This window comes from Paenibacillus sp. 01T442 (assembly GCF_056398345.1).
This window is the reverse complement of record NZ_JBFTPF010000125.1, coordinates 1-9,073: the sequence shown is the minus strand read 5'-3', so window position 1 is coordinate 9,073 and position 9,073 is coordinate 1. Positions and strand designations below refer to the sequence as shown.

The following is a 9,073-nucleotide window of genomic DNA, read 5'->3' as shown; positions in this document are numbered from 1 at the left end:
TAGATCTGTTTGCGCGTACTTCCGTGTACGTTCTCTGACCACTTCCGGTGTTAGGGGCATACCACTTCCTGATGGTAACGTTCGGTTAACTACAGGATCGGACAGCCATTCATATCGCTTTTCCCAATCTTCTTCAACAACACGCCTTAGTGTTACTCGTTGTCCGTATAGCATATTTCCCCTCCGTGTACCTAGATTGGTACTTATTTTGTAAACTCGTAAATCCATATGTAGGGTATTCGCGAAAGCTTTTTAACCATCCTGCCGGTTAGGTGAGCGAAAAGCTGCCGATCGTGCTGGCAGCCTAAGTATTGTTTATTATTTCAAACGTATTAAACAATTGAATATAACTGTTGAATGTTACTTATCATAAAATCAGAATTAATATTTTTTTCATCTCTATTTGTAAAAAAACAAGCATGAATTCCAGCGTTTTTTGCCGCTAATATATCTAAATCTCGATCACCAATCATTATCGCTTCCGCATGGATGATACTATGTCTATTAATAAGATATGTAATAGCTTCAGGACTTGGTTTCCTTTCAAAACCTTGTTGGGATGTTATAAAATCAGAAAAATAATCAAATAAACCGTGCATTTTCAATAATTGGATTGCTGATTCTCCTCTATGCGTATATAAATAGTTTTTTCTATTAGTTGTATGAATGTATTTACAAAATTCTTCAATTCCTTCAAAAGGTCTTGATAAATTAGTTTCCGTTTCATTTCTTTGTTTATGATATTTTTCTATAAATATACGATCTATTTGATATTTTTTTTCGTAGTGCTCTATAGCAWGAGACATAGATATTTTCATATGCTTCACTATCTCATCTACTGATTCTGAAATGCCTTCTTCTTCAAGAACTTCTTTAAAAATTCTCCCCATTACTGGATAAGTATCAAAAAGAGTACCGTCAAAATCCCAAATTACGTGTTTATACAATTTATTTCCCCCTGTTTTAAGCAAACTCGTATCACATCCTCTATTTCCTTCCATTATTTTAACATGGAAGTGCCGCGCATATCTGCCCGTTAGGTGAGCGAAAGGCTGCCGATCGTGCCGGCAGCCTCCCATTCCTGTGAATTGAACAAACGTGTACCTTTAGCGGAATGAATTGTAGAATTAATATGTCAATTGAAGAATGATTTCGGATACATCAACTCACCTTTTATTGTTGTTTTTACCTTTCCTTCTGTAAATTCAAAGACCATAAAAACGTCATCAGGTACGTTAAATTGCTTCAGTTCAAATCCATATTTTCTCGCTGGCTTAAATCCGAATTTTGGATAGTAAGTTGGATGTCCTATTAAGAACACAAAGTCATAACCTAATGCTTCACATCTTTTTAAACCTTCTTGAATTAATTTACCACCAATCCCTGTTTTCTGATTGCTTGGCAATACTGCAATAGGGGCAAGGACTGTGACATCATGACGATTTCCTTCTTCAACAATTTGTGCTTTGCTAAATAAAGCATGACCTACTATTTCGTCGTTTTCATCCGCTACAAGTGATAATTCAGGGATAAATCCTTCAGATAATCTAATTCTTTCAATTAGTCTTGATTCATCCTCCCTATTCCCAAAAGCTAAATAATTCAAATTAAACACTTCACCATAATCACTTAATTGTTCCGTCCTAATTTTCAATTTGAACCCCATCCTTTGCCTCCATTTAGTTAAATTAATACTACTACGATTTCTGATGCAAGATTGGGAAAGTTTATGTATTAATCGAACTCTCCTGCCCGATAGTTGAACAGGCTACCGATAAATTCGGTAGCCTGTTGTCATGGATCTATAGTTTCTCGTTAGCGTAGCTTGTTGTTCAACAGATTCTGTAATATTGGAAGCGCCTGTTCATATTCATTTTGATAAAGAGAAAATGTCTCACTTAGTTCAATATTAAACCCAGCTTTCAAATACAGTGCAATCGCCTTGTAGCTCCAAGTTTGAGTATGTAAATAAACATCCTCATCACCTTCAAGATTTTTTAGAACCCGTATACATTCAGCCACTAGAGCTTTCCCAATTCCAAGCCCCTGATATTCCCTCATTACTGCAAACCAATGAATTGATGAGTGTCGTTTCTCTCTAGTATGGTTCCACCAACCAGTTATTGTCCCGATTGGCTTCCCTTCTTGATTTAGCACAAATAATAGCCGTTGTTTTAGTTCTTCAGTTTGTGGTAAGTATTCATTTTTAAAGTAGTTGAGGCTTTCTTCAGCAGTATTGAATTCACCTACTGATGCTTCGATTACTGCCCAATCCTCTTCCATACCAGCTTTATACATGCCAAATGAAAAGCCAATTGGTAATCCATAATGAGATAAAGGGGTTCCTGCTGCTCTTTTCATAATGACATTAAAATATGGAATCGATTTATCTAACATACAATGCCTCCCGGTAGATGCCACTGTTATTTAATTCGTGGATCATTAATGGTTCCTTCATTCTCCATACAAAACTGCCTATACTGAAATAGGGACCCTATTGAAGTAACATTATTCGTTAGGTTATAGATACCCTACTTTACATTCTTATCTTGAATTACGCCGAACATTCCTGTCATTCCTTCATGCTTTTTAAAGCCGTATTTATTATAAAAAGATTCTTTACCTTGTGCTGCAAACAAACCGACAAATGATTTTTCTGGAGCGTTTTCTTTTAAGTATTCCTGGATAGTTTCCATTATTAATTTGCCTACTCCTTTGTTTTGATGCTCAGGTAAGACTGCTATATCCTGAATGTAAAAATAGATTCTCCCATCACCAATTACTCTGCCCATTCCCACTACTTCACCATGGTATTGGACAATTACACCAAACAGCGATTGGTTTAAAGATTCTTCTGCAACTTCGAAATTCATATAATCTTCCCAACCAACCGCACAACAAAGCTTTATATATTCTGATATCGTTGGAACTCTTTTTAGAATTAAAAGATTATTTTCCATAATAACTCTCCTTTTGTTGGAAAAAGAACACATTTGAGTATTCGACGAAACCATTGAAGAAGCCTGCACTTTAGTGCAATAACAAAAAGAGACCCACAGCAACGGGCTGCGGGTCAAAGTTTATATTTTAAAGGGGGTCATTTATTATTATAACCGTTATTGATTAATACCAGATGAAAATAAGATTTCAATCGTGTAACATTTACTCAACTCTCGTTCMCAGTTAGCGTAGAAAAGTTCTGCCGCTATGTATTATTATCTGGATAATTCTCAAGATCTTCTCTAATTTCTTTTATATCTGACGAAAGCTTTTCAAATAGAACCTTATTCTTTGGATCGTTTCTATCTTTAAAATTTGTACTGCCAAAAAAATTATATTCTAAATTCATAATAAGTTTTTTAATGCGCTCTCCCTCTTCGTCAAACTTGCTCTCATAGAACGCATCTATTTTCTCCCTCTCAGAAAAAGGAAATCCCACATATTTTATACTTATTTCAAAAACCTTAACAATCTCAAGTGCGACGTTTTTAAATTCTCCCTTTTTTATCCTCATTTTTGAATCATCCTCCATAAAACACCCAGAAAGTGACATTAATAAACTTAATAGAATTAGAATTGCTGTTGCTGTACTAAAACGTATCAATTGTGATCCAACACCTCTATATATTATTATTAAAGATTCGTGCCCGTTTAGCACAATAGGCTGCACGAGGCAGCCGGTAAAGGTTTGTTCAACTATCGTTACCCATTAGGGTAATATCATCTAGTGTCCATATCCGTGTGAGGCTTGAGAGAGATACGCTAGTATGACAACAAAAACAAGGATAACACTCATTAATATTATTACATAACCTGTCAATCGTGCTGTCAAATTCCTTTTATAAAGTTTAGATTTCCGTATAAACAGAAATCCAACCCCTAGCAACAACGCAATAATTATCCCAACATAATCGTCCAAGCAATCATCCCTTATCTTGATTATCATATTGCTTTTCCAATTGAGCTATCGTTATCCGTTACTTTAATACACAAATAGGAGCTGCTGCAAAGCAAGCCCCTCTAACGGTCTTGAAATCACTGATGAAGATATCATTCATCTGTATTCATCTCAGAGTCCCCTGAAAGCTGTATCATAACAACTTGTTTATTACTTAAATCAACGACTAATGTTATACAGTCGATAAAGGTTGCAAAGAATCTCAATGCTTTCGATTCTTTCAATTCATCTACAAGTGTCCAACCAGTTGGGATAAAGCCAAACTCCTCACCTAAGTCAAAATATCCCTTTGTGAAAAAATCCTGAATGTCATTTGTATTTTCAATAACATACTTATCTAACTCATTGAGTTTAACGGAGTAACGAGCAAGTTCTCTTTTTTTACCATCTGTCCATATACTCATGTCATTAGTTCTAAATAAGTCATGTATAACCTGAATTATTCCGTTATTCGTGCTGTCAAACATTTTCTTTGATTCTTCTTTAAGATATTGCATATTAACAACATCAATTTCATCTTCAACATAAACAATTTTTACATCTTCAAAATGAGGCGCAATGTCATTCATTATTAAATAACGAACAGTTTCATCTTTAGCAGAATAGACATTCATCATATTGTCCGCAAGAAGCGCACTGCCAGCAGAAAGCAATCTTGCTAATTCAGACATAGATGCAGGAGATTCAAGTGAAACCTTTTTTAAATTAAACCGCCTACCAAGAATTTGCTTCATACTTCTGTTGGTGGGGATAGTCTCCTCAATCCAATCAAACATTTTTACCATCCTATGTGTAGTTTCTAATTTTCTAAATTATACCATATAATTTCATCGCATCAATATTTACTCATGGACTATGGTTGTCTCATACTATTGTGTTAATCTGCCCGTTAGGTGAGCGAAAGGCTGCCGATCGTGCAGGCAGCCTCCCTTTGCTGTGTATTGAACAAACGTGTCCCGTTTGTTGAAAGGTCATCTTTGCTTCTGAATTTAACGATCAAGAATCCGTTTATGATAGAGATCAACCAAATCCGTCGGTCCACTCTCGCCCCATCCCAAAGTTACCGTAATTTTCATAATGTATGAGAGTATCCGCAAGTGCTATTTAGAATAATTATTCACAAATATTAAATAATTGATGTGAGTCTAGTTTTGGTTATGGTCAAAAACGTTGTATCCTTAACAAAAAAGGAACACTTAATCCCATTCTGGGTTTGTGTTCCTTTTTCCAAATCTATTGTTGATTACTCCTATTATTGGAATTTCAATGCATCGAATTCATCGTCGCATGCTTAACGACGACACGGCGGATGAAGAACGCCGCGGCTAGCCCGAGGAGTGTAACAGTCATCGCGAACATGAACACGTTCTGGGAACCGAACATCATGGCTTTAGCCATCTCGGCCGGCTCACTCGGCATCGATGAGCCGATCAAATACTTTTCCATGCCCTTAGTAAGAATGCTGATTGCGACTGCCGTTCCGATCGCACCTGCGACCTGTTGCAGCGTGTTCATGACTGCCGTTCCATGTGGGTAAAGTTCTGGCGGCAGTTGGTTAAGCCCGTTCGTCTGCGCCGGCATCCATACCATGGATATACCAATCATGAGACCAATATGCAAGGACACGATAAAGGCTACAGAAGAGGCAACTGATATACTGGAAAAAAACCATAACATCACTGCTACGATGACAAGGCCGGGGATAACGAGCCACTTAGGCCCGTACTTATCAAACAAGCGTCCCATGCGCGGCGACAAGATACCATTCAACGCACTGCCTGGCAGCAGCATGAGCCCGGTAGCAAACGCGGATAGTTTCATCCCGTTCTGCAGATACATCGGCAAAATAATCATACTTGATAAGATGATCATCATACACGACAGCACAAGAAGCAGCCCCACAATAAACATAGGGTACTTGAAGACTCGCAAGTTCATCATCGGCCCACGCATTAACATTTGGCGAAGTGTGAACAATACAAGCGCGATTAGGCCGATAACAATCGATGAGAGCACGATCGCACTAGTCCAGCCTCCCTCCCCTTCGCCCGCCTTACTGAAACCAAAGACTACACCGCCGAAGCCTAGTGATGACAAAATAATGGACAATGGATCAATCCTCGGTCTTGTGACCTCAGTGACGTTTTCCAGGAATTTCAATCCTATCAACAGCCCTATGACCAAAAAAGGAAGAGACAGCCAGAAAATGTAGTGCCATGATAAATATTCGATTAAAAGACCCGCCACAGTAGGGCCAGTTGCCGGTGCGAACATGATGACGAGACCAACGAAGCCCATCGCTGCCCCGCGCTGCTCTGGAGGGTAAACTACGAGAATCGTATTAAACATGAGCGGAATCAATAAACCCATGCCGGCTGCCTGCAGAACGCGAGCGACCATCAGCATTTCAAAATTGAAAGCAAGCGCTGCAATCAATGTCCCAACGATCGAGCTTACAAGCGAAACAATGAAAAGCTGCCTAGTAGTCAACCATTGTAGCAGTAAACCTGTCATCGGCATCAGAATTCCAAGAGTCAGCAAAAAGCCAGTCGTTAACCACTGTGCAGTCGCGGCCGAAATCTGGAAAACGTCCATTAAATTACTAATTGCTATGTTGAGTGCTGTCTCGCTGAACATGCCTACGAAACCGCAAATGAGCAGAGACGCCATTATAGCCCGCGTATTATATTTCTTCATATTAATTTCATTTCCCTCTCCTGACAACTATTTTAAATAGTACTCTATCTATTCGGATCCGCTATAAAATACAACAGAGTGAGCACTTATACAAGTCCAAAACAAATTCAACAATATTCTACCTTTCAGTTCTATAGGAACCCCTCTATCACTCGAATATTGATTTGGTCCCTTCCGTTAATACAGTTGTGGCCTTTAATATCTCGATAAGTGACGTGAAAAAAAATTCTATATTGACCGTTAAAGGAACAACGGCAGCCGAACTTTGAACGATTGCCCTCGTGTTTTGATTGAGCTATCGTTCACCGTTAGAGCGGCACACCTTGTACAGCGCGACTATTTCTCCAACTCAAAGCGGGTCGCGATAATGCCCGACTTGAGCGATTGGGTGGACAGCAGCTTGAGCCTGATTTACTCAACGACGCCGTCGAATGCCGATTTTCCGCTGCCCAGGACGACCGGACAAATCGTCAATAGAAATTCGTTGATCAGGCCGAGCTCAAGCAACGTCTTCGCCGCCCCCGGGCTGCCGAAGATAACGAGATTTTTGCCAGGCTGCTCCTTGAGCGCCTTGATTTCCTCTGCGATTTTGTCATTAATCAGCATCGTATTGTTCCATTCCGCCTTTTCCATCGTGCCGGAAATGACAATCTTCTTAACATCCTGCAACCATTTAGCATGCTCCATACCGTGCCTCGACGCATTCGGATCATCTAGCACTGTGGGCCAGTAGCTCTCCATCATCTGACACGTCATACGTCCTTAAACGGAAGAGCCGACTTCGGCTACGACCTCCTCGGCGTATTTCTCAAATTCCTCGTTGTACGGAATCCAATCAGTCCTCCGTTTGAGTCTGACGCATACCCATCCAGCGACACATGCATGAACAATACGAGTTTTCTCATATCCGTTTCTCCTCCGATTTCAAATTTATCCTGTTCGATTTTTTTACCGTTGTCCTGTGTTTTGTCCTTGATGTTTCGTCCACTATAAATCATTACGTTACGTAAGGTTCAAGGGGGTTCTAAATTTTTTTGCAGACAACAATGTTGCGCAAAACTGCCCGATAGTTGAGCAAACGGCAGCCGATCAATTAACCGACTGCTGTGTGAGTAATTGAGCTTTTCCTTCGGTAGCTAAACAATGTCTATAAGCAATACGCTGACAGTTTTTTAATTAAGTTGAAGTAAACGTATGATTTCACCATCAATTATCTCTTCACTTGCCTTTTTAAACCCCAAGGATTCATACATTTCTCCAGCAATTAAGTTATTAGGTCTGTGCCCGATCATAATTCTTTTGCAGCCCATTGATTCAATCAGTTCAATTAGTTGTTTCATTGCTGTCTTTCCGTAACCCTTACCCTGGTGATTTTCATCAATCATTATTGCAGGTATCCAGTGGTTGCCATCCGAGTCTGGATTTTTACAAAAAGTAAGAAATCCGATTAAATTATCATCACAATAAATTGCACGCAGCTCAAAATCATCAACATATTTAGATTCTGCAATCCAATAAACAACAGGTGCAGGAAAAACATCTAGTTGTTCTTTCTTAACTTTTAACTTGGTACAATCATACCAGTTTTCATTGGACACTTGCTTTAATTCAATACCCAAAGAAAATTCCTCCCAAAATTGCTTCATAGTGGATTTTATCTCTCCATGACTATAATTGAACATCCTTCATTGTAACCACAACAGCATGGGAATTTTTCATACCACATCACTCCTTTCAATTGGGAAATCACCCATTCATCTTACCACTAAGTTTTTCGTCTTAATTGGTACAAAACAGCTATAAAAATTGACTCTTGAGATCTGACGTTGATCATCCACCACGCTCTACTGCCCGATAGCTTAATGAGGCTGCCATCGTTTTCGCGGCGGCAGCCTCATTTTATAGTTTATTGAAGTAACGTTCCCAGTTAGCGTAGCGATCATCTCTTTTTAGCAATAAAGAGTTGACAAATGATATCTAAACAATAAAATCTACTTTTTCTGCTACGATTTCGAATGAGGCATTATCATCTTCATACCAGTTAGCAAAGAGAAATTTACGGAAGGGTTTATTCCCTTTTCTATTCACTTATGGAATAAAGCATCATGCCGTTGCCTCAAGAGCTATCGGGAATTTAGGATTCTAAACTTTGAGTGTTACTTTTCGGTAAATCATTAGCATCCAGTATATCAGTTTATGATACACATAAGATAGAAACCATGCTCCGACAAAAACAATTATAAAGCTAAATAATGTGTATAAATTATATTCCCAGATTGCACCGGGAGGTTTATTGAAATTTTTATATGAACTTAGTAAAAATGGATGTATTAAATAAATACCAAATGAGTAATTACTAATTGAATTAAGCCAACGAATTGGCGCATACGATTTATTTAACAATAAGCACCMTAGCCT

10 protein-coding genes are annotated in these 9,073 nt (G+C 38.6%); all 10 read right to left on the bottom strand.

The genetic code is table 11. The annotated features are described in order from the left end of the window. Positions 1-332 precede the first annotated feature (332 nt). The 10 genes from AC1DLM_RS33610 to AC1DLM_RS33565 all read right to left on the bottom strand — a co-directional run bounded on the left by AC1DLM_RS33610 (position 333) and on the right by AC1DLM_RS33565 (position 9,058). The gene (locus AC1DLM_RS33610; RefSeq protein ID WP_477572413.1) at positions 333-947 is read right to left on the bottom strand and encodes an HAD-IA family hydrolase; all 615 of its coding nucleotides are present in this window, start codon (positions 945-947) and stop codon (positions 333-335) included. Positions 948-1,135: 188 nt separating this feature from the next. Beyond that, entirely contained in the window at positions 1,136-1,666 is a 531-nt protein-coding gene (locus AC1DLM_RS33605; RefSeq protein WP_441992643.1) for a GNAT family N-acetyltransferase, read from the bottom strand. 149 nt (positions 1,667-1,815) lie between these two features. Beyond that, entirely contained in the window at positions 1,816-2,397 is a 582-nt protein-coding gene (locus AC1DLM_RS33600) for a GNAT family N-acetyltransferase (RefSeq protein ID WP_441992642.1), read from the bottom strand. Between the two features lie 134 nt (positions 2,398-2,531). After that, positions 2,532-2,960 (bottom strand): GNAT family N-acetyltransferase, encoded by a 429-nt coding sequence (locus AC1DLM_RS33595; RefSeq protein WP_477572412.1) that lies wholly within the window; start codon positions 2,958-2,960, stop codon positions 2,532-2,534. A gap of 245 nt (positions 2,961-3,205) precedes the next feature. Next, complete coding sequence (locus AC1DLM_RS33590; protein WP_477572411.1) at positions 3,206-3,514, bottom strand: hypothetical protein; 309 nt, start codon at positions 3,512-3,514, stop codon at positions 3,206-3,208. Between the two features lie 536 nt (positions 3,515-4,050). Beyond that, positions 4,051-4,734 (bottom strand): hypothetical protein, encoded by a 684-nt coding sequence (locus tag AC1DLM_RS33585; protein ID WP_036744295.1) that lies wholly within the window; start codon positions 4,732-4,734, stop codon positions 4,051-4,053. A gap of 487 nt (positions 4,735-5,221) precedes the next feature. Beyond that, on the bottom strand, positions 5,222-6,655 hold the full coding sequence (locus tag AC1DLM_RS33580) for a DHA2 family efflux MFS transporter permease subunit (protein WP_310499428.1): 1,434 nt from the start codon (positions 6,653-6,655) through the stop codon (positions 5,222-5,224). A 411-nt stretch (positions 6,656-7,066) separates the two neighbouring features. Next, positions 7,067-7,399: a dihydrofolate reductase family protein gene (locus AC1DLM_RS33575; protein ID WP_441992480.1), complete on the bottom strand. Its 333-nt coding sequence runs from the start codon at positions 7,397-7,399 to the stop codon at positions 7,067-7,069. Positions 7,400-7,827: 428 nt separating this feature from the next. Beyond that, on the bottom strand, positions 7,828-8,274 hold the full coding sequence (locus AC1DLM_RS33570) for a GNAT family N-acetyltransferase (RefSeq protein WP_441992479.1): 447 nt from the start codon (positions 8,272-8,274) through the stop codon (positions 7,828-7,830). Positions 8,275-8,797: 523 nt separating this feature from the next. Continuing rightward, the gene (locus AC1DLM_RS33565; protein ID WP_477572414.1) at positions 8,798-9,058 is read right to left on the bottom strand and encodes an acyltransferase family protein; all 261 of its coding nucleotides are present in this window, start codon (positions 9,056-9,058) and stop codon (positions 8,798-8,800) included. Positions 9,059-9,073: the final 15 nt, after the last annotated feature.